This window comes from Streptomyces sp. NPDC093795, from assembly GCF_044764665.1.
In the GTDB taxonomy this organism is placed as follows: domain Bacteria; phylum Actinomycetota; class Actinomycetes; order Streptomycetales; family Streptomycetaceae; genus Streptomyces.
Map to the genome: position 1 here is coordinate 233,510 of NZ_JBIWIO010000001.1, position 18,063 is coordinate 251,572.

Annotated in this window: 20 protein-coding genes and 1 pseudogene; 4 read left to right on the plus strand and 17 right to left on the minus strand. The window is 70.8% G+C overall.

Annotated elements, in window-relative coordinates; genetic code table 11:
• The first annotated feature begins 5 nt into the window (after positions 1 to 5).
• Positions 6 to 539 carry an alkyl hydroperoxide reductase gene (locus ACIRB7_RS01025; RefSeq protein ID WP_073809246.1) on the plus strand — a complete coding sequence of 178 codons (534 nt, stop codon included), beginning with the start codon at positions 6 to 8 and terminating at the stop codon, positions 537 to 539.
• A gap of 76 nt (positions 540 to 615) precedes the next feature.
• Here the strand turns inward: ACIRB7_RS01025 and ACIRB7_RS01030 are convergent, their stop codons facing one another.
• The 5 genes from ACIRB7_RS01030 to ACIRB7_RS01050 form a co-directional block, all read right to left on the minus strand.
• Positions 616 to 1,284: a hypothetical protein gene (locus tag ACIRB7_RS01030; RefSeq protein WP_403590533.1), complete on the minus strand. Its 669-nt coding sequence runs from the start codon at positions 1,282 to 1,284 to the stop codon at positions 616 to 618.
• Positions 1,281 to 2,726 carry an AI-2E family transporter gene (locus ACIRB7_RS01035; protein WP_403590536.1) on the minus strand — a complete coding sequence of 482 codons (1,446 nt, stop codon included), beginning with the start codon at positions 2,724 to 2,726 and terminating at the stop codon, positions 1,281 to 1,283. Before ACIRB7_RS01035 ends, ACIRB7_RS01030 begins: the two co-directional genes overlap by 4 nt.
• A gap of 127 nt (positions 2,727 to 2,853) precedes the next feature.
• Complete coding sequence (locus ACIRB7_RS01040) at positions 2,854 to 3,579, minus strand: transglycosylase SLT domain-containing protein (protein WP_403590539.1); 726 nt, start codon at positions 3,577 to 3,579, stop codon at positions 2,854 to 2,856.
• Between the two features lie 377 nt (positions 3,580 to 3,956).
• Entirely contained in the window at positions 3,957 to 5,282 is a 1,326-nt protein-coding gene (locus ACIRB7_RS01045; protein WP_351217266.1) for a PhoH family protein, read from the minus strand.
• 307 nt (positions 5,283 to 5,589) lie between these two features.
• Positions 5,590 to 6,351, minus strand: coding sequence for an isoprenyl transferase (locus tag ACIRB7_RS01050; RefSeq protein ID WP_403590542.1), 762 nt, complete (start codon positions 6,349 to 6,351; stop codon positions 5,590 to 5,592).
• Positions 6,352 to 6,478: 127 nt separating this feature from the next.
• Here ACIRB7_RS01050 and mgrA point away from each other — a divergent pair, with 127 nt between their 5' ends.
• Positions 6,479 to 7,516 carry an L-glyceraldehyde 3-phosphate reductase gene (mgrA, locus tag ACIRB7_RS01055; protein ID WP_403590545.1) on the plus strand — a complete coding sequence of 346 codons (1,038 nt, stop codon included), beginning with the start codon at positions 6,479 to 6,481 and terminating at the stop codon, positions 7,514 to 7,516.
• A 303-nt stretch (positions 7,517 to 7,819) separates the two neighbouring features.
• Here the strand turns inward: mgrA and ACIRB7_RS01060 are convergent, their stop codons facing one another.
• Positions 7,820 to 8,557, minus strand: a complete 738-nt coding sequence (locus ACIRB7_RS01060) for a prepilin peptidase (protein WP_403590548.1) — start codon at positions 8,555 to 8,557, stop codon at positions 7,820 to 7,822.
• Positions 8,558 to 8,598: 41 nt separating this feature from the next.
• On the opposite strand from ACIRB7_RS01060, the gene ACIRB7_RS01065 reads away from it, so the two are divergent.
• Positions 8,599 to 9,000 (plus strand): DUF192 domain-containing protein, encoded by a 402-nt coding sequence (locus tag ACIRB7_RS01065; RefSeq protein WP_403590550.1) that lies wholly within the window; start codon positions 8,599 to 8,601, stop codon positions 8,998 to 9,000.
• Here the strand turns inward: ACIRB7_RS01065 and ACIRB7_RS01070 are convergent.
• Complete coding sequence (locus ACIRB7_RS01070) at positions 8,972 to 10,144, minus strand: glycosyltransferase family 39 protein (RefSeq protein ID WP_403590553.1); 1,173 nt, start codon at positions 10,142 to 10,144, stop codon at positions 8,972 to 8,974. The two genes, ACIRB7_RS01065 and ACIRB7_RS01070, sit on opposite strands and share 29 nt — an antisense overlap.
• Positions 10,145 to 10,174: 30 nt before the next feature.
• Entirely contained in the window at positions 10,175 to 10,711 is a 537-nt protein-coding gene (locus tag ACIRB7_RS01075) for a hypothetical protein (RefSeq protein WP_403590556.1), read from the minus strand.
• A 121-nt stretch (positions 10,712 to 10,832) separates the two neighbouring features.
• On the opposite strand from ACIRB7_RS01075, the gene ACIRB7_RS01080 reads away from it, so the two are divergent.
• Positions 10,833 to 11,765 (plus strand): hypothetical protein, encoded by a 933-nt coding sequence (locus ACIRB7_RS01080; protein WP_403590558.1) that lies wholly within the window; start codon positions 10,833 to 10,835, stop codon positions 11,763 to 11,765.
• Here ACIRB7_RS01080 and ACIRB7_RS01085 read toward each other — a convergent pair.
• The 9 genes and pseudogenes from ACIRB7_RS01085 to ACIRB7_RS01125 form a co-directional block, all read right to left on the minus strand.
• A complete protein-coding gene (locus tag ACIRB7_RS01085) occupies positions 11,762 to 12,379 on the minus strand; it encodes an OmpA family protein (protein WP_403590561.1) in 618 nt (205 codons plus the stop codon). The two genes, ACIRB7_RS01080 and ACIRB7_RS01085, sit on opposite strands and share 4 nt — an antisense overlap.
• Positions 12,380 to 12,388: 9 nt before the next feature.
• Positions 12,389 to 12,973 (minus strand): hypothetical protein, encoded by a 585-nt coding sequence (locus ACIRB7_RS01090; protein WP_403590563.1) that lies wholly within the window; start codon positions 12,971 to 12,973, stop codon positions 12,389 to 12,391.
• A gap of 28 nt (positions 12,974 to 13,001) precedes the next feature.
• A pseudogene (locus tag ACIRB7_RS01095) lies at positions 13,002 to 13,601 on the minus strand (pilus assembly protein TadG-related protein); the annotation flags it as partial.
• A gap of 38 nt (positions 13,602 to 13,639) precedes the next feature.
• Positions 13,640 to 13,846, minus strand: coding sequence for a Flp family type IVb pilin (locus ACIRB7_RS01100; protein WP_403590566.1), 207 nt, complete (start codon positions 13,844 to 13,846; stop codon positions 13,640 to 13,642).
• A 228-nt stretch (positions 13,847 to 14,074) separates the two neighbouring features.
• Positions 14,075 to 14,962 (minus strand): DUF5936 domain-containing protein, encoded by an 888-nt coding sequence (locus ACIRB7_RS01105; RefSeq protein WP_403590569.1) that lies wholly within the window; start codon positions 14,960 to 14,962, stop codon positions 14,075 to 14,077.
• A gap of 16 nt (positions 14,963 to 14,978) precedes the next feature.
• Positions 14,979 to 15,920 (minus strand): type II secretion system F family protein, encoded by a 942-nt coding sequence (locus ACIRB7_RS01110; protein WP_403590572.1) that lies wholly within the window; start codon positions 15,918 to 15,920, stop codon positions 14,979 to 14,981.
• Positions 15,921 to 15,960: 40 nt separating this feature from the next.
• A complete protein-coding gene (locus tag ACIRB7_RS01115) occupies positions 15,961 to 17,307 on the minus strand; it encodes a CpaF family protein (RefSeq protein ID WP_403590575.1) in 1,347 nt (448 codons plus the stop codon).
• Positions 17,304 to 17,690, minus strand: coding sequence for a TadE/TadG family type IV pilus assembly protein (locus tag ACIRB7_RS01120; RefSeq protein ID WP_403590578.1), 387 nt, complete (start codon positions 17,688 to 17,690; stop codon positions 17,304 to 17,306). Before ACIRB7_RS01120 ends, ACIRB7_RS01115 begins: the two co-directional genes overlap by 4 nt.
• Entirely contained in the window at positions 17,687 to 18,061 is a 375-nt protein-coding gene (locus ACIRB7_RS01125; RefSeq protein ID WP_403590581.1) for a TadE/TadG family type IV pilus assembly protein, read from the minus strand. The genes ACIRB7_RS01120 and ACIRB7_RS01125 overlap by 4 nt, the downstream gene beginning before the upstream one ends.
• Between the last annotated feature and the right edge of the window lie 2 nt (positions 18,062 to 18,063).

Genomic DNA, 18,063 nt, shown 5'->3' on the forward strand with positions numbered 1-18,063 from the left:
CTGACATGGCTCTCGACGAACTCAAGTCCGCCATACCGGACTTCGCCAAGGACCTGAAGCTGAACCTCGGTTCGGTCATCGGCAACAGCGAGCTGCCGCAGCAGCAGCTCTGGGGCACCGTCCTCGCCTGCGCGATCGCCTCGCGCTCGCCGAAGGTCCTCAAGGAGCTGGAGCCCGAGGCCCAGGCCAACCTGAAGCCCGAGGCGTACCAGGCCGCCAAGTCCGCCGCCGCGATCATGGCGATGAACAACGTCTTCTACCGGACCCGGCACCTGCTGTCGGACCCCGAGTACGGGACGCTGCGCGCCGGTCTGCGGATGAACGTCATCGGCAACCCGGGAGTCGAGAAGGTCGACTTCGAGCTGTGGTCGCTGGCCGTCTCCGCGATCAACGGCTGCGGCCAGTGCCTGGACTCGCACGAGCAGGTCCTGCGCCAGGCCGGTGTCGACCGCGCCACCATCCAGGAGGCCGTGAAGATCGCCGCGGTGATCCAGGCGGTCGGCGTGACCCTCGACGCGGAAGCGGTCCTCGCCGAGTAGGGCGTGACCGTACGAGCCGTACGAGAAGGGCCCCGGGGCAGCACGCCCCGGGGCCCTTCTCGACACTTCCGGCCGGTCACTTCTTGAGCGCCGCCATGAGGGCCAGCGCGTCCTGGCTCATCGGGACGTCGATCCCGGAGAGGTCGAGGCGCTCGCTCTCGACCGGCACCCCGTTCACCTCGTGGTACTGGCGGTACAGGTTGATCGTGATCTCCGCCTGGCCGTCGAGGATCCGCAGGGTTCCGCCCTCTCCGCTGTGGCTGTCGAAGAAGGCCTGCTCACCGATGCCGTCGAGCTCCTGGATCACACCGTTCTGCCGCGCCCGCACCGCGAACTCGGGCTCCGGGTCGACCCTCTTGTGCAGGGTGTACGTGACGTCGACGCTCTGCCCGGTCTCCGACGGCCCGAAGACGACCATGCACGAGGACTCGCTCATCGCCGGTTCGTCCACGCCGAGACCGGCTCCGTCCTGGCTCTTCTTCCCCAGGACCGCCCCGAGGGCCTTGAGTTCCGCCACGTCGCAGAGGTCGGCCACCGGCTTGTATCCGCCGAGGTCCGGGCCCGCCTCCGTCCGCTGCCCGTACGCGTAGAGCCCGCCGCCCCACACCGCCGAGGCCACCACCGCGCCGCCGAGCGCCCACAGCCAGGGGCGGCGGGTCCGGGGCGGGCGGGGTGGCGGGGTCTCGGTGAGGACCTCGGGAGCTTCGAACTCCACCCCGCCGACCAGCTCCGGTTCCGATATCACTTGCCGCCCCCGGGGCCGGCCGCCGAGCCCGGCGCCGGCGTGGGCGCCACCTCGAACGCGGTCGCCCCGCGCGGCTCCGGCGCGCTGCGGAGCGCCTGTTCCGTGCTGTACGCGCGCAGGTAGCCGACCACGGTGTTGGAGACGGCGACCAGCGGGACCGCGACGACGGCGCCGCCGATGCCGGCGGTCAGACCTCCGGCCGCGACGGCGAGGACGACGGCCAGCGGGTGGACCCGGACCGCGCGGCCGAGGATGAACGGCTGGAGTACATGGCCCTCGATCTGCTGCACGGCGAGCACGACGACGAGCACCATGAGGGAGGTGAAGAGGCCGTTGGTGACGAGGGCGACGACGACCGCGAGGGCGCCGGAGATCACCGCGCCGACCAGCGGGATGAAGGCGAACAGGAAGATGAAGACGGCGAGCGGCACGGCCATCGGCACATCGAGGAAGTAGAGCCCGAGGCCGATGAAGACGGCGTCGATGAGGGCGACGAGCACCGTGCCCCGCACATAGGCGGTGAGGGTGCGCCAGGCGCGCGGGCCGGCGCCGGCGACACCCGGCCGGGCCTGGGCGGGGACGAGCTTCAGCGTCCACTCCCACACCTTCTTCCCGTCGTAGAGCAGGAAGAGCGTCGAGAACATGGCGAGCAGGATGCCGGTCATCGTCTCGACGACGACGGTGACGCCCTGGAGTCCGACCTGGGTGATCTGTTCGGCGTTGGCGCCGACGGAGTCGCTGAGGTTCTTCGCGATGCCGTTGATCTGCTGCTCGGTCACATGGAAGGGGCTGTTGAGGAGCGCGCGTTTGAGCTCCTCGATGCCGTTCTTGACCTGGTCGGACAGGTTGTCGATGTTGTCCATGACCTGCCAGACCACGAACCAGCCGACCAGGCCCATCACGACGAAGCCGGAGACGGCGGTGACGGCGGTGGCGAGGCCGCGCGGCAGGCCCTTCCTGCGCAGCATGGTCACGGTGGGCTGGAGCAGCGCGGTGACGAGCAGTGCGGCGACGAAGGCGAGGACGACCAGCTGGACGGAGCTGATCACCTTCATCAGCACCCAGACCGTGCCGGCGAAGACGAGGAGGCGCCAACTCGCCTCCGCCGCGACGCGCATGCCCCAGGGGATCGCGGCGACGGGGTCGGGCCTGGCGGCGACGGCCGGCGCGTACGAGGGGGGCGCGGGGACGGACGGGCCCGCCTCGGTGGCCGCGACGGCGGCCGTGTCCGGGAGGGGGGCCGCGGTGTCCGGGTCCTCTTCCGGGCGTGCGGGCGCGGCCACGTCCGGGTGGGCGCGGTCGGCGGGGCGCTCCACCGGGCCCTCGTACGGCGGGTGGAGCTGGTCCTCGCGCTCGGCCTCGGCCCTGCGCTCGTCGAGCCGTTCACCCATGCGGCTCAGGCTCTCGCCCAGCCGGCCCAACCACCCTGGCACTCTCGGCATCTCTTCCCTCTTCCCCCCGCTGGTCTTCCCACTCGCTCCCCCAGCGAGCCACGAGCCTTCGAACCTACACGCAAGAGCCCCTCACCGTAGGACGGTGAGGGGCTCTCAAAGGTTGAGCACGCCGGTACTAGTAGTAGCGGTTGGCCTGCCAGAACGTCCAGGCGTCGCAGGGGCTGCCGTAGCGGTCGTTCATGTAGCTGAGGCCCCACTTGATCTGGGTGGCGGGGTTGGTCTGCCAGTCCGAGCCGGCCGAGGACATCTTGTAGCCCGGCAGGGCCTGCATCAGACCGTAGGCGCCCGAAGACGGGTTGACCGCGCGGTAGTTCCAGCCGGACTCGTGGTCCACGATGGTGCTGAAGCACTGGAACTGCGAGGCCGGGATCATCTGGCGGGCCATCGCCTTGACCTCGGAGATGGAGTACGAGCCCTGGGCGGAGAACGACGAGGCGTCGCGCACCGAGGAGCGGCTGGCGCGCTCGGCCTCCGCCTCCTTGCGCTCCTTCTCGGCCTTCGCCTCTGCCTCGGCCTCGGCGGCGGCCTTGTCGGCCGCCTCCTTCTTCGCCTCGGCGTCCTTGGCGGCGCGCAGACGTGCCGCTTCCTCCGCGGACTTCTTCGCGGCCGAGTCGGCAGCGGCGGCCTGGACGTCGGCCTGCTCCGAGAGGGACGCGACCTGTACCTGGGCCTGCTCGCCCACGGGGATGTCCGCGAGCAGCGTCGTGTCGGCCGCGGTGGCCTCGAAGTTGTCGTCCGAGGACTGAGCGGCGTTACCCGACGCAACGCCCATGACGGCGCCGACGGTGGTGACCGCAGTGGCCGAAGCCACCGCGAATCCCCGGACCGAGATCCGGCTCACACGGTTTCCTTCCAGCATCGCCCGCATCGGTGACCACACGGGCGAAATCGTGCCCCTGGCGCTGGTCTCCGACGTACGGGGTCACAGGAGACACGGGCCCGTGGTGCTGTGGGCGGCATACGGCGGACGGCTGTTGAGTTGTGCGGGGGTTGTGCGCCCAGAGGGTGCACGGGTGCCGTATGCGGGGCCTGACGGAAGCAAGACTTTGCCGGACGGCGACACCGCAAGGCAATTCTCTGTTGCGTGTGAAAGCTCACACCTCGACGGGGCGGGTGTTTTCGGCGTTACGGCGGACAGCACGGCGCCGCCCGGCTAAGCTCCTGCGCTCTGCCGGGCGGCGCCAACTTCCGTACGGGTACGGAACCGTACGAAACGGGTCAGATCTGAACGTCCTCCAGCATCTCCGTCACGAGCGCGGCGATCTGGGAGCGCTCGGAGCGGGTGAGGGTGACGTGCGCGAAGAGCGGATGCCCCTTCAGTTTCTCGATCACGGCGACGACTCCGTCGTACCGGCCGACCCGCAGGTTGTCCCGCTGGGCGACGTCATGGGTCAGAACGACCCGCGAATTCGCCCCGATACGGGACAGAACGGTCAACAGGACGTTCCGCTCCAGGGACTGGGCCTCGTCCACGATGACGAACGCGTCGTGGAGCGAACGCCCCCGGATGTGGGTCAGCGGCAGGACCTCCAGCATCCCGCGGCCGAGCACCTCCTCGATCACCTCACGGCTCGCGACCGAGGACAGCGTGTCGAACACCGCCTGGGCCCACGGGCTCATCTTCTCGGACTCGCTGCCCGGCAGGTACCCGAGCTCCTGGCCCCCGACCGCGTACAGCGGACGGAAGACCATCACCTTCTGGTGCTGACGGCGCTCCAGGACCGCTTCCAGGCCCGCGCAGAGCGCGAGCGCGGACTTGCCGGTGCCGGCCCGGCCGCCCATCGAGATGATGCCGACGTCCGGGTCGAGGAGCAGATCGAGCGCGATCCGCTGCTCGGCGCTGCGGCCGCGGAGCCCGAAGGCCTCCCGGTCGCCGCGGACAAGCCGTACGTTCCCCTCGGCGGTGATCCGGCCGAGCGCCTTGCCGCGCTCGGACTGGAGCACCAGACCGGTGTGGACCGGAAGCTCGGCGGCCTCCGGCACGTACAGCGACTCCTGGTCGTACAGCAGGTCCACCTGCTCCCCGGAGAGAGCGAGGTCGGACATCCCGGTCCAGCCGTTGGCGTCCGTGATGGCGAGCTCGGCGCGGTACTCCTCGGCGAGGAGTCCCACCGAGGAGGCCTTGATGCGCAGCGGCAGGTCCTTGGAGACGACCGTGACGTCGTACCCCTCCGCCTGGAGGTTCCGCGCGACCGCGAGGATCCGTGAGTCGTTGTCCCCCAACCTGTAGCCGGCGGGCAGTACACCGGGGTCGGAATGGTTGAGTTCGACACGCAGGCTGCCGCCCAGGTCCCCGATGGGGAGCGGGGCGTCCAGACGCCCGTACCGGACCCGGAAGTCGTCCAGGAGGCGCAGGGCCTGCCGGGCGAAGTAGCCGAGTTCGGGATGGTGCCGCTTGGCCTCCAGCTCCGTCACCACGACGATCGGGAGCACTACCTCGTGCTCCTCGAACCGCGATACGGCGTTGGGATCGGCCAGCAGGACGCTGGTGTCGAGAACATAGGTGCGCCGGTCTGAAAGGCGGCGCTTCGTGCTGGTCACCACGGAAGGACAGACCCCCTCGGAAGACCCCTGTGAGGTCGGGGTGCGACGGAACCGGTGTCGCGGCGGAATGGGACCGGGCTCAGGCCGCGATGCGCGGGCCGAACCACGGCCCTCCGCTTCTCCCGTACGTGTACCGCACGGTCGTCCTGGTGCAAGGGGCCTCCCGGGTGGCGGTCTCCGTGCCGCTCACTTCACCAGGGATATGCCCTCGATCAGGCCTTGCCATGCCACGGCATATGACGACGTGTTCATGAACACGAGGTGATCGGTTCCGACCGGGTCCGGGGCGCTCCGAGGGCGCCCCGTCTCAGGTTCCGTAACGCCGGTGCCGGGCGGCGTAGTCACGCAGCGCCCGCAGGAAGTCGACCTTGCGGAAGGCCGGCCAGTGCACCTCGCAGAAGTAGTACTCCGAATGGGCGCTCTGCCACAGCATGAATCCGGACAGACGCTGCTCGCCGCTGGTGCGGATCACCAGATCCGGGTCGGGCTGGCCGCGCGTGTACAGGTGCTCCGAGATGTGCTCGACGTCGACGATCTCGGCGAGCTCCTCGAAGCTCGTCCCCCGCCCCGCGTGCTCCATGAGCAGCGAACGGACCGCGTCCGCGATCTCCTGCCGGCCGCCGTAGCCCACGGCCACGTTCACGAGTATCCCCGTGTTGGCGTGGGTGGCCTGCTCGGCCTCCTTCAGGACGGACTGCGTACGGGACGGCAGCAGGTCCATCGTGCCGACGTGGTTGACCCGCCAGCGGCCGTCGGCGGCCAGCGCCCGCACGGCGTTCTCGATGATGCCGAGCAGCGGTACGAGCTGTTCCTCGGGCCGGTTCAGGTTGTCCGTGGAGAGCATCCAGAGCGTGACGACCTCGACGTCCGTCTCGGCGCACCAGCCGAGAAGCTCCTGGATCTTGTCCGCGCCGGCCTTGTGCCCCTGCTCGGGAGTCCCGCCGGACGCCTTGGCCCAGCGGCGGTTCCCGTCGAGGATGACCCCGATGTGCTTGGGCACCTGGTCATGGTCGAGGCGGCCTTCCACCCGGCGTGCGTAGAGCCCGTACACCAGGTCGCGCAGGTTCACCGTTCTTTACCCCTCTGTGCAGCGGCGGCCCGCCCGGCATCGGCGGTCCGCAAGCCGCCAGAGTACTGCGCACGGGCGACGGGCTCCCAGCCCGGGACTGTCACAAGTCCGTGATAAGCAGAGATACGTGACTGATTCCCCCTTGTACCGCGCCTCCGCGGACCGCTATGACGCCATGGAGTACCGCCGCTCGGGCCGCAGCGGCCTGAAGCTCCCGGCGGTCTCGCTCGGCCTCTGGCACAACTTCGGCGACGACCGCGCGCTCGACACCCAGCGGGCGATCCTGCGCCGCGCCTTCGACCTCGGCGTCACCCACTTCGACCTGGCGAACAACTACGGCCCGCCGCCCGGCTCCGCCGAGCTGAACTTCGGCAAGCTCTTCGCCCAGGACTTCGCGCCGTACCGGGACGAGCTGATCATCTCCACGAAGGCCGGCTACGAGATGCACCCCGGCCCGTACGGCGAGTGGGGCTCCCGCAAGTACCTGCTGTCCTCGCTCGACGCCTCCCTGAAGCGGATGGGCCTCGACCACGTCGACATCTTCTACTCGCACCGCTTCGACCCGCACACCCCTCTCGAGGAGACGATGGGGGCCCTGGCCTCCGCCGTCCACCAGGGCAAGGCGCTGTACGTGGGTGTCTCCTCGTACAACAGCGAGCAGACCGCCGAGGCCGCGCGCATCCTGCGGGACATGGGTGTCCCGGCCCTCATCCACCAGCCCTCGTACTCGATGATCAACCGCTGGACCGAGGAGGACGGCCTCCTCGACACCCTCGAGGACGCCGGCATGGGCTGCATCTCCTTCGTGCCGCTGGCGCAGGGGCTCCTCACCAACAAGTACCTGAAGGGCATCCCGGAGGGCTCGCGGGCCACGCAGGGCAAGTCCCTCGACCCGAACCTGCTCTCCGACGAGGTGCTGCGGCGCCTGCACGGCCTCGCGGACATCGCGGCGCGGCGCGGGCAGTCGCTCGCGCAGCTGGCGCTGTCGTGGGTCCTGCGCGACGAGCGGATGACCTCGGCGCTGATCGGCGCGTCCAGCGTCGCCCAGCTGGAGGAGAACGTGGCCGCGCTTCAGGGCCCGCCGCTGACCGACGCGGAGCTCGTGGAGATCGACTCGTTCGCCGTGGACACCCGGGGCACGAACATCTGGGCCGGGCGGGGCTGACGCGGGCCGGGGCCGAGGCCTCCGGCGGGGCGCGAGCGCGGGCGCGGGAAAGAAAAAACGGGCCGGTCCGTGGGGGGGATACGGACCGGCCCGAGGGGGGGTTTCCACCATAACCCTTCGATAGTCGTGTTGCGCGCCACGTACGCCGTACGAACCTCGCCGGATTCGCCGGATCCCAGTCGGCACAAGGGGTGCGGGGCCCTGTGGCGGGTTTGCGCCCCGGCGTGGCGGCGGACTTCCGTCCCTCCGGAGGGGGACCTCCGGGGCGGGAGACGTTGACGCGGGGAGGCCTGAGGGGCACGCCTAGGGGTGCGCGGTGAAGGCGCCGAGGAGAAGGCCGAGCAGCCCGCCCGCGAGCATGAAGGGCCCGAAGGGAATCGCCGAGGAGCGGCCGGCCCGCCGCAGCAGGACGAGCCCGAGGCCGTACACCGCGCCGAGCAGGAAGCCGGCGAAGGCTCCGGCGAAGAGGACACCCCAGCCGTACCAGCCGAGGGCGGCGCCCAGCGGCAGCGCCAGCTTGACGTCGCCGAAGCCGAGACCGCTCGGGTTGATCAGGAACAGCACCAGATAGGCACCGCCGAGGGCGAGCGCGCCCAGCAGCGCGTGGAGCCAGGAGCCCGCGTCGTACGGCAGGAGTTCGGCGGCACCGAGGAGTACGGGGACGGCAACGGCGAGCGACAGGGTGAGCCCGTCCGGCAGCCGGTGCACGCGCGCGTCGACACTGGCGAGGAGCACGGCGAAGGGCACGCCGAGCAGCCAGACCACCAGCTCGGGCCGGGGCCCGCCGGTCGCCGCGGCGAGCGCGGCACAGGCGAGGGCGGTGAGCAGCGGCGCGGTGAGCGGGGCGGCGGTCGTCGCGCAGTCCCGCCGCCCGGGGCCGCCGAGCCAGCCGCGCGCGGGCCCCACGAGCGCGTGCCCGGCGGGGCAGCGGTCCCGCCACGGCTCCTCGGACGCCACGGCGAGCCGGTACGCGGCACGCGGCACGAGCAGGCCGACGGCGGCGCCCCAGAGGGCGGCGAGGGCGATCAGCGTGACGTACACGGAGCAGACCCTAGGGTCGGCAGGCCGCTACGGTCTGGCGCATGGGGAAATGGAACGCGGGGAGATGGAGCGCGGGGAGATGGGCGGACGGGCGGGGGACGCTGACGGCCGCGTCCGCGACGGTGCCGCTGGAGGTCGCGGCCTCGTACCGGGCGAGGCGGCGGGGGTTGCTCGGCCGGGACGGGATCAAGGGGGCATTGCTGATCACCCCGACGAACAGCGTGCACACCTTCGGCATGCGTTTCGCGATCGACGTGGCCTACCTGGACCGCTCGTTCAGGGTCCTGTCCGTGGTCACGATGCGGCCGGGGCGCCTCGGCATGGTCCGGCCGCGCGGCCGGCACGTCCTGGAGGCGGAGGCGGGAGCGATGGCGGCTTGGGGGCTTCGGCCCGGGGAGCGGGTCTCCGTACACCTCACGGCGGGCCCGAACCGAGCAGGGTGAAGGCCCCGTACGCGCCGGAGGTCAGCGCGAGTCCGGCGAGGACGGGCACGGCGGTACGGTTCCTGGCCCTCGCCAGGGCCACGGCGGGCGGGAGCAGCAGTCCGAAGGCGGGCATCATCAGCCGCGGCCGGGAGCCGAAGTACGCGGCGCCGACGAGCGAGACGAAGACGACGCCGATCGTGTGGACGAGCAGCGGCAGCGGCTGTCGCTGCCGTATGCACAGCGCGACGAGCCAGGCGAGCAGCGCGAGGGCCGCGCACAGACCGAGGGCGGCGGGCCACGGCAGCCCGACGATGAACCGGGCGAGGGCGACACCGCCGTCGATGGAGTTGCCCCAGGCGGCCTGGACGTCGAAGTAGGCGGTGGGGCTGCCCTCGCGGACCCCGACGTACACGATGTAGCCGAGCCAGCCGAGCGGGGCGATCAGGACCCCGGTCACCGTCCGCAGGGGCAGCCGCCGGTCCCGTACGAGCATGGCGAGGGCCGTGATCCCGAGGGCGGCGATCAGCGCGGCGGCCGTCGGCCGGGTGAGCCCGGCGGCCGCGCAGAGGGCGCCGGCCAGGATCCAGCGCCCGCGCAGGACCGCGTACAGCGACCAGGCGGCGAGGGCGGTGAACAGCGTTTCCGAGTACGCCATCGACTGGACGAACGCGGTCGGGTACACCCCCCAGAGGACGGCGAGCACGACGCCCGCGCGGGTTCCGAAGGCCTGCGCGCCGCAGCGGTGGATGCCCCAGGCGGCGACGAGCCCGGCGGCCCAGGAGACAAGCAGCCCGGCGGTGGCGGCGTCCATGGGGAGGAGGGTGGAGAGGCCGCGTTCCAGGGCGGGGAGGAGCGGGAAGAAGGCCAGGTCGGAGTGGACGTCGCCGTTCGGCAGCGTGATCTCGTACCCGTAACCGTGTTCGGCGATCCGCACGTACCAGACGGAGTCCCAGCGCCCCTTGAGCCGGTGCAGCCCGTCCTCACCGGTCGCGGCGGCGGCGATCGCGAGGACGGCGAGGCCGATCAGACGGGTGGCGGCGTATCCGCCGAGGGCGATGAGGGTGGGGCGGCTGGGACGGGCGGGCCGGACGGGGCGGCCGGGAGTGGTGGGGCGGGTGAGACGTGTGGGGAGGGTGGGACGGGTGGGACTGGGCACGAACATGTGCCCGATTATCCCGAGGGGGCGGCAGGGTCAGCCGAGGGGCCTTATACGAACGAACTTCGCGGCCATGACGGGACCGAGCTGATGGACGATGGCGTGCCCGGGCTCCTGCGGGGAGGGCAGGTCGCCGAGGAAGGACGTCACGATGACCTCGTCGATGCCGAGGACACCGCGACAGCTCTGCTCCTCCAGGAAGGCGAGGGTGCGCCGCCAGTCGGCGGCGACCGGGGCGGGGGTCTCGTCCGGGGTCTCGTCCGGGGTCTCGCCGAGGAAGGAACGGACGGTGTTCTGGACGACGTCCCAGAAGAACACGTGCGGCTGCACACCGCCCTGATGGAGGACGTGGTTCTCGTACACGTCCCGGAACTCGGGGATCCGGCTGACGAGATCACTGACCAACTGCACGCTCGGCGTAGGGCGGGCGGACGGGCCGGCGGTCGAGCCGGCGGGCGACCCGACGATCGGGCCGGCGGTCGAGCCGGCGGACGGACCAGCGGTGGAGCCGGCGGTCGGGCCGACGATCGGGTCGGCGGTCGGGCTCGGCGTCTCGCTCGGAGTCGTCGTCATCCGTCCAGAATGCTCCTGCCCGCGGCACCTGTCCCCCACCTTTGCAGATTCCTGACGACGGCTTTCGGGAGGTTTTCCACAGGGGGTGCGAAGTGTCGCTCTTCCGTGGATCGTTGGGCGTATGTACGAGTTGGCGATCCTCGCCAGGGGCGGGGTCCTCCTGACGGTCTGGGCGGTCGCGGCAGGCTGCCCTCCGGGCCGCCTGGCCGGCCGCCTGCGCCGCGACGGCTGGCAGCGGATCTGCCGGGGCGCCTGGGCGGCCCCGGGGAAGGAGGTGGACTGGAGGGTACGGGCCACGGCGCTCCAACTCCTGCGCCCGGAGCTGGTGTGCAGCCACGGAACGGCGGCCGGACTGCACCGCATCGAACGGCTCGGAGCGGCGCGGTGGGTCGACCTGCCGGAGTTCACCGCGCTCCGACCGGCCCGCTCGTCCCACGGCGACCTCATACGGGCCCATGCGACGAGGTACCTGACGGGCCATGACCGCACGACCCGCCGCGGCCTGCGGACGACGACGCCGGCGAGGACGGTCGGGGACCTCATACGGGGCTGCGGCAACCGCGAGGAGGCAGTCGCGACGGCGGACTCGGCGCTCGCGCGGCGGTGGGTCGGAGGAGTACGGCGGGAGCCGCTCGTCCGGTACGAGGAACTCGCCGCCGAACTCGCCGCGCCCCGGCGGGGAGCGGCCCGTGCCCGGACCTGGCTGCGGCTGGCGGAGGCGGCGTCGGGCTCCCCCGCGGAGACGGTCGCGAGGCTGCGGATACGGGACGCCGGACTGTTCCCGGAGTCACAGCCGCCCCTGCGCACGGCCGACGGCCGGCTCCGGCTCCGCCCCGACTTCCTCTTCCGGGCGGAGGGCCTGGCGGTCGAGGTCGAGGGCTACGCCTTCCACGGCACCCGCCGCGCCCACGAACGGGACGTGGCCCGCTTCAACGCGCTGCAGTCCTGCCCGGAGGTGCGGCGGGTGCTGCGGTTCACGGCGGGGGAGGTGTTCCACCGCCCGGACCGCATGACGGCCACGATCCGGACGGCGCTGGCGTCGTTGTCGCCCTAGGGGGCGGAGGAGGAGGTACGGGGGAAGGAGATCTCGACGCGGCGGTTCTTCTTCCGACCCTCCTCGGAGCCGTTGTCGGCGATCGGGTAGTCCTCGCTGTACCCGCGGATGTCGAAGCTCGTCCCCGGGTCGAGACTCCGCGCGAGCACCTGCTGCACGGCGACGGCCCGCTGCTTCGACAGCTTGAGCCCGTGCTCGTACGTCCCGAGGTTGTCGGTGAACCCGAAGACCCGGACGCGGCCGGACCCGAGGTTGTTGATCTCGGCGGCGATGGCGGCGATCCGCGCGTGGGCGGCGGGCCCGAGCTTGGCACTGTTCTTCGGGAAGAGCACCTCGGCCTGCAGCGCGAACGTCACGTCCACATTGGTGTCCTGCCGCCGCTGCTGCCCGCCCTCCTCCTCGACGATCTGCTTGATGTCGAGCACCTTGGCGGGCGCGAGACTGGCACCGTCGGGAAGCATGAGCCCCGGGGCGTTGGCGTCGATGACGGGCGGGGGCGAGGCACTGGCGGCGGACCCCGGCGGATCGTCGGCGTAGGCCATGGGCACGGCGAGGGGCCCCAGCGCGACGGAGACGATGGCAAGGGCGGCGAGGCGGCGGTAGGTCGTCGTCATGGCGTCGCCTCAGGAGAGTTTGAGGGTGGCGGGTTCGAAGGTGGGGAGCTGGAAGGAGACCTCGGTGGTGGAGGCGGGGGGTGCGGGGAATTGCATGAAGACGGCGGCGGTCTCCCCTGCGGGGAGGATGCTCAGGCCGGTGGTCGTCAACGGGCGGCCGTCGGTATCACGCAAGACGTAGTAGCGTTTCTTGCCTGCAGAATCGGTGAGCGTGGCACCACCGAGCGAGTTGCCGTGCTTCACGACCTCGGTCTCATCTCCACTTGCCTGGGCAGGAATGATGCTGGACGTGCCTGATGTGTTCTTCAGCTGCCCCTTGACAGTGAGAAACCCGCCCAGGTCACGGACTGCCGAGTTGAGAGTGAGCTCTAGGCCTTTCTGCCCCTTGAGGACTGCCAGCGCCTCCATCGGCTCCTCGACCGGCTCCGAGCCCTGCGCGGTCTCACCCTCCTGAGAGGTGGTCGTCGTCGCAGCCGGCTTGTCCGCCTTCGGCTTCTCCTCCGCACCGCCGCAACCGACCACGAAGAGTGCCATCGACGCAACGGCGACGACGGCCACCGCCCCTCGGCGATTCCATGCGTACCGCACGCTCATGTACCGCTCTTCCTTTGCTCGTCGCAGGTCATTCGGACAGTCGTACCGTGAACAGTTCGGTGGCGCTGGGGAGCCTTGGATCCTCGGGGTCGATCTCCCACGGCTCACCATCGCAGGCAAGCCCAAGGATCGGACCGGGTTCCTCTTCCTCGGGCTCGGGCTCATCCGTAGGTGGAGGAGATGGTGGTGGAGTCGACGGATCCGGAGAGGGCTCCTGTGGTTCGAACCTGCAAAGCGGCTCGATCACCGCCTCGGCGGACGCCCTGGCGGGTTTCGCCTCTCCGCCCGCCGTGAGCACCGTCACCCTGAACCCGCGGTCCTCAGAGGACAGCAGTTCGCAACCAGGAGGCGTCAGCACAGCCTCATTACGGGACGCGAAATCCGCCGCGCTCTGACAAGCAGACGGGCCGTCGTACGCCTCGCCCTCCAGGAACCCGTCCCACTGATCTGGGTCGAGGATGACTTCGAGCCAGCCCTCGCGCAACTGATCCCGGGCATCCTGAGCAGCTGCCAGGGCCGCAGCATCGGCAGCAGTTTGAGCACTGTTGCGAGTAGACGCAGCCTGCCCCACCGCGAAGTATGCAAAGGCCAGGAACAGCAGACCGGCAATCACCGCGATGTAGACGGGGAAGGCTTGCCCTTCATCGCCTCGCCACGCAGATCGTGCTACTTCGTCAAGTCGGCGATCTTCTGCGTGATGGCATTTTTGATCGACTGGCCGATGTCCGTACCCGTGATCGCCACCACAATCGCCACCACCACCACAATGATCCCCAAATACTCCACCGCCGTCTGCCCGCGGTCCCTCGACCTGGCCCCCGCGGTCAGTTCGAGCCTGGCCCTGGTCAAGGCCTTCAGCATCGCGTCGTTCATCGTGGTCCCCTCCGCGTACAGACGCCTGCGCTTGGGTCATCGGGTGGGCCTGGTGCCCTGCCAGGAGGCTATGGCCTCGGCCGATGCGCCGGGGGCGGTTTGACGGTTGTCGCGGCACGTCACCGTCGCGTCCATCGCTCCACCTCCCTCACACTCCGTCCGCACTCTGGCACATCCTGTTGCGCGCGCGAAGCCCTTTCCCCCGAATATGTCACCGCGCATCGGCGCTCACTCGCCCGTCACCGACCCGAAGTCCGTCCCCGTGCCCAGGAACAGGCCCGCGCCCAGCAGGATCATCGTCGCCGGGACCATCAGCGTCGTGATCACCATCGTGGCCTTCGGGACCGCCTTCGCGGCCTTGCGGCGGGCGTTCTGGGCATCCGTCCGCCGCATGTCGTTGGCGATCTGGATGAGCGTGTCGACGATCGGCGCGCCCAGCTCCTCGCCCTGCTGGAGCGCGGTGACGAACTGGGCCACCTGCTCCGAGTCGTTGCGGCGGCGCAGTTCGTCGAAGGCCTGGCGGCGGCTCACGCCCATGTCCATCTGGCGCAGCGTGATGCGCAGTTCGTCGGACCACGGGCCCTCGTACTTCTCCGCGACCCGTTCGAGGGCCTGGCGGAAACCGAGCCCCGCCGAGACGACGACGGCGAGGACGTCCAGGAAGTCCGGCAGGGTGCGTTCGATCTGGTCCTTGCGGATACGGACCGCCGACCAGATGCCGACCTCCGTCCAGAACGCGCCGAAGGCGAACAGGAGCAGTGCCACAAGGAACGAGCCCTTGCTCAGCATCAGCAGGCCGCCCAGTACGCCCAGGAAGCCGTACACCGCCCGCCTCGCCCCGTACCGGTCGATGGTGAGACCCCCAGGGTTGCCCGCCAGGTCGATGCGGCGCCGGACCGCGTTGACCCTCTTCGGGCCCATCAGGCGGAGCACCGCGGGCGACCAGCGCATGCCCAGGCGGTCGACCGCCGAGTCGACGGCCCCGGTACGGGTCGCGCCGACCTCCAGGGCGAGTTTCAGGTCGTCGGGGATCTTGGCGTCCGCCCGGTAGAGGCGGACGCCGTACGCGGCCCCGGCTACGGCGAGCCCGGCGAGGAGGGCGAGGAGGAGGTCCACGGTGGCTGTCCTGTCCCTACACGTCGATCTTGGAGAAGCGGCGGATGGCGACGAAGCCGACCACGTACAGGGCGAACGCGGCGACGACGGCGAACTGTCCGACGCCCGAGCTGGTCATCCGGTCGAGGGCGCCGGGCTGCATGTTGTCGATGAGCAGCAGCGAGCCGACGCCGATGACGGGCACGGAGTACGCGGTCATGCTCACCTGGGAGAGCTGGGTGCGGACCTCGCGCCGGGTCTCCTTGCGTTCCTCCAGGGTCTCGGTGAGGTTCCGCAGGGAGGAGACGACGGTGCCGCCGGCCCGGTTGGCGAGGACGAGGGTGGTGACGAGGACGACGAGTTCGCGGGAGGGGAGGCGTTCGGCGAGTTCGCCGAGGGCGTCGTCGAGGGAGGTGCCGACGGCCAGCTGCTGGGCCACCTTCTCCAGTTCGACTCCGGCGGGGGCCTCCAGTTCGTCGGCGGCCAGGCTGAGGGCCATCCGGAGGGCGAGCCCGGCCTGGGTGGCGTTGGCCAGGATGCGGGAGAGTTCGGGGAGTTGGTTGATGAACTTCTCGATGCGCTTCTGGCGCTGCCAGCCGAGGTAGCCCATGGCGACCCAGATTCCGAGCAGTCCGCAGATCGGGCCGAAGAACGTCGACAGCGCGGCCTGGCCCACGATCCACAGGACGGCCACCGTCGCCGCGAGAGCCACCGTGAACTCGCCGGGGGTGACGTCGAGGCCGGTGGCCGCGATCCGCAGTTCCAGTTTCCGGCCGAGGGCGGTCCGCCGGACGCGTCGGTCGATGGCCCGGAAGCGCCGTCTGCGGCGGCCGGCGACGTCGGGCGCGGCGGTCTCGTCGAGGCGGGCGACGAGTTCCGCGTGCCGGCGGGCCCCGTTCGCGTACACCTGGACGCCGATGATGCCCAGGACGCAGGCGAGCAGGGTCACGCCCGTGGTCAGCCAGAAGGGGTCGGTCATCGCTCCGCCTCTCGGGTGGCGAGATGGACGCCGGTCATCGTCATTCCGCCTCTCGGGTGGCCAGGTGGGCGTCGGTCGCTGCTACGCCGAAGGCCTGCGGGATGGGCTGCCCGGCCAGGTAGAGGCGTTCGGCGACCCGTCGGGGCAGCGGGTGGTACGTGAACTGCCCGTACACCCGTCCGTCGGCGGCGACCGGCTGGGCGTGGAAGCGGCAGACCGTGGCGAGCAGGAAGCGTTCGCGCCCGTGGGAGGCGAGGACGGAGATCTCGGTGATCCGGCGGGTGCCGTCGGGGTGCCGGGTGAGCTGGACGAGGACGTCGACGGCGCTGTTGATCTGGTCCCGGAGTGCCTCGAACGGCACCTTGACCTCCGACATCGACGCCAGGGTCTGGAGCCGCATCAAGGCGTCCTCCGCCGAGTTGGCGTGGACGGTGGCGAGGGAGCCGTCGTGGCCGGTCGACATCGCCTGGAGCATGTCGAGGGTCTCGCCGCCGCGTACCTCTCCGACGATGATCCGGTCGGGCCGCATGCGGAGGGAGTTGCGGACGAGGTCGCGGATGGAGATCGCTCCCCGGCCCTCGATGTTCGGCGGTCGGGCCTCCAGGCGGATCACGTGGGACTGCTGGAGCTGGAGTTCCGCCGAGTCCTCGATGGTGATGATCCGTTCGCCGTCCGGGACGAGACCGGAGAGGGCGTTGAGGAGGGTGGTCTTCCCGGTGCCGGTGGCGCCGGAGACGATCAGGTTGAACTTGGCCTGGACGAGCCCGGACAGCAGGAGCAGCATCTGCTCGTCGAGGGAGCCGAGGCCGAGCATCTCGTGGAGGGTGTACGCGCGGGGGAAGCGGCGGATGGTGAGGGTGGCCCCGGTGAGCGAGAGCGGCGGGATGATGACGTTGACGCGCTCGCCGGAGGGGAGCCGGGCGTCGACCATGGGGTTCGACTCGTCGACGCGCCGGTTGACCGTGGAGACGATCCGCTCGATGGTCTGCATCAGCTGGTCGTGGGAGGCGAAGCGGAGCGGGAGGAGTTCGACGCGGCCGTTGCGCTCGATGAAGATCTGGTCGGGGCCGTTGACCATGATCTCGGTGATGGAGGCGTCTTCGAGGAGCGGTTCGAGTACGCCGAGCCCGAGGGCCTCGTCGACGACGCGGCGGATCAGCTGGGCGCGCTCGGCGGTGGAGAGGACCGGGCCCTCGCGGCTGATGATGTGGCCGAGGACGCGCTCCAGGCGGGCCCGGCGCTCGGCCGCCGCGAGCGCGGACATCTCGGTGAGGTCGATCTCCTCCAGGAGCTTGGCGCGGAAGGAGGCGACGAGATGCCCGTCCTCCCGGGCGGCGGCGGTGCTGCCGCGCTCCTCGGGGGCGTTGATGCGGCTGCGCAGGCTCATGGCAGGACCTCCTCGTCGGGCAGGGGCATGACGGCGGTCTTCTCCACGGTGCCGAAGCCGTCCCAGAAGGGCACGACGGAGGGGATCTCGACTCTTACGGTGTAGACGGCCTCCCCGTCACCCGGGCCCCCGGTGACGGTGGAACGCTTCGCGACCCAGCCGCTCACGGCGGCGTCGGCAGCGGCCTCGGGAGTGGGCGCGTTCTCGTCCTCGTCCATGCTCGCGGCCCTCGCCGCCGCGCGGGCCGCCGTGCCCGCCTGCTGGGCGGCGTACGCGGCGACGCCGAGCTGGAAGCCCGCGAGACCGACGAGGAGCAGGATGGGCAGGAACCCGAGGTATTCGATGGCGGCCTGACCCCGGTCGCGCGCCGGACGTTTCCTCACGGCGCCGTCACCTTCTCCCGTACCGCGCCTGCCTCACCCACGACGTCGAACAGACCGCCGACACCCGGCACGAGGACCGGCACCCGAAGTGTGACCGTGACGTGGACCATGTCGTCGCTCCCTCCGCAATCGCCGCCGGAGACGCTCCAGGCACCGTCGATGTGGCGGCTCGCGGCGGCGACGCCGTCGCCGTCGACCGCGCACGCCCGCGCCGCCTCGTCCGCCGCGTTCCCCGCCAGGGTGTACGTGTACCCGACCAGGACGACCTGCCAGAGCAGGACGAGAGTGAGCAGGATGACCGGCACCATGCCGAGGAATTCGACCGCCACCTGTCCCCTGTCGTCCCTGCTCACGTCCCGGTACGTACGCATCC

Bases quoted from the DNA above. Each gene is read 5' to 3' on its own strand.
- ACIRB7_RS01125 (WP_403590581.1), bottom strand. From the start codon at position 18,061: ATGCGTACGTACCGGGACGTGAGCAGGGACGACAGGGGACAGGTGGCG.
- ACIRB7_RS01085 (WP_403590561.1), bottom strand. From the start codon at position 12,379: ATGACGACGACCTACCGCCGCCTCGCCGCCCTTGCCATCGTCTCCGTC.
- ACIRB7_RS01070 (WP_403590553.1), bottom strand. From the start codon at position 10,144: ATGTTCGTGCCCAGTCCCACCCGTCCCACCCTCCCCACACGTCTCACC.
- ACIRB7_RS01075 (WP_403590556.1), bottom strand. From the start codon at position 10,711: ATGACGACGACTCCGAGCGAGACGCCGAGCCCGACCGCCGACCCGATC.
- ACIRB7_RS01065 (WP_403590550.1), top strand. From the start codon at position 8,599: ATGGGGAAATGGAACGCGGGGAGATGGAGCGCGGGGAGATGGGCGGAC.
- ACIRB7_RS01035 (WP_403590536.1), bottom strand. From the start codon at position 2,726: ATGCCGAGAGTGCCAGGGTGGTTGGGCCGGCTGGGCGAGAGCCTGAGC.
- ACIRB7_RS01025 (WP_073809246.1), top strand. From the start codon at position 6: ATGGCTCTCGACGAACTCAAGTCCGCCATACCGGACTTCGCCAAGGAC.
- ACIRB7_RS01115 (WP_403590575.1), bottom strand. From the start codon at position 17,307: ATGAGCCTGCGCAGCCGCATCAACGCCCCCGAGGAGCGCGGCAGCACC.
- ACIRB7_RS01110 (WP_403590572.1), bottom strand. From the start codon at position 15,920: ATGACCGACCCCTTCTGGCTGACCACGGGCGTGACCCTGCTCGCCTGC.
- ACIRB7_RS01080 (WP_403590558.1), top strand. From the start codon at position 10,833: ATGTACGAGTTGGCGATCCTCGCCAGGGGCGGGGTCCTCCTGACGGTC.
- ACIRB7_RS01100 (WP_403590566.1), bottom strand. From the start codon at position 13,846: ATGAACGACGCGATGCTGAAGGCCTTGACCAGGGCCAGGCTCGAACTG.
- ACIRB7_RS01090 (WP_403590563.1), bottom strand. From the start codon at position 12,973: ATGAGCGTGCGGTACGCATGGAATCGCCGAGGGGCGGTGGCCGTCGTC.